The organism is Candidatus Thiosymbion oneisti (assembly GCF_900092655.1).
GTDB classification, from domain to species: Bacteria; Pseudomonadota; Gammaproteobacteria; order Chromatiales; family Chromatiaceae; genus Thiosymbion; species Thiosymbion oneisti.
In genome coordinates this window covers 1-933 of record NZ_FLUY01000261.1, presented here as the reverse complement: position 1 = coordinate 933, position 933 = coordinate 1, and the positions used below count along the sequence as shown (strand labels likewise).

General features: G+C 50.1%; 2 protein-coding genes. Both read left to right on the top strand.

Features of this window, described 5'->3' with window-relative positions; translation table 11 throughout:
- The coding region (locus tag BQ17_RS22280) for a hypothetical protein (RefSeq protein WP_218068015.1) at positions 1–306 on the top strand (306 nt) is incomplete at its 5' end.
- A 114-nt stretch (positions 307–420) separates the two neighbouring features.
- Positions 421–801, top strand: coding sequence for a clan AA aspartic protease (locus BQ17_RS02255; RefSeq protein ID WP_089724105.1), 381 nt, complete (start codon positions 421–423; stop codon positions 799–801).
- The last annotated feature ends 132 nt before the right edge of the window (positions 802–933 follow it).

Sequence of the window (933 nt, the reverse complement as noted above, 5' to 3'; positions counted from 1 at the left end):
GATGTGGCGAGGTATCCGTTCCCGGCCAAGGTGTTGTGGCCAGAGGAAAGCGCCGTCGCCGCGGCGCGGGTGGAACCTAAGTGCCGGATTCCTGGCAAACGCCGCTGGTATTCCCCGTGGCTGAGGTTAGATATGGCCGCGTCGCTTTGCCGGCGCACTCCAAAGCAGTCCGGAATCCATAACGAGGCGCTCCACCGGACCATTGCTCCGCTGTCGTTCCAGCCGCCAGAAGTTGTGAGTGTTGGCGATGCGGTGCAAGCAGAGGAGGTAGTAGCCTGCGGGAAAGGTCATTTGGGCATTGTGTAGTTCAGCCGGCGCGTCTATTCAAGTTCCGTGCAGTCTTCAACGAAGGTGGCCCCGGTCACGCATGGCGTCGGCTGAACCGGGCTTCATAGTTGGTAACGAATTAGGGGAAATCTTATGGGATACGTTCATGCGGAAATTGAGTTGAAAAACCCACGGCTTCCACAATTAAAGTCTTTGGTAACAAAGGCAATGGTCGATACAGGTGCGCTAATACTTTGTATACCTGAGCATGTGGCTCTTCAATTGGAGCTGGAAGAAAATAGAAAACGTGAAGTGACAACTGCTGATGGGAGTCGTCACAAGGTATCTTATGTTGGCCCCATAGAGGTTATTTTTGAAAATCGTAATTGTTTCGTAGGTGCATTAGTTATGGGAGATGAGGTACTGTTGGGTGCTGTTCCAATGGAGGATATGGATTTGATTATATCTCCAAGCCATGGAAAACTAGTGGTTAATCCAGAAAGCCCGAATTTTCCTCATGCACTTGTTAAATGACTTGCCTATCCGCGAAAGACATAATCGCCGATATCAAGTCGCAGCGAAAAAGTGCCTAAGTGTCAAGTCCCGCCAGATTATAGACACGTTTTTTGAACAGATTGGGTTGTTTTTGGTACCAGCTTTTCATGG

What these genes read in the sequence shown, in the direction of transcription:
- BQ17_RS02255 (WP_089724105.1), top strand. Translation starts at nt 421, where the DNA reads ATGGGATACGTTCATGCGGAAATTGAGTTGAAAAACCCACGGCTTCCA.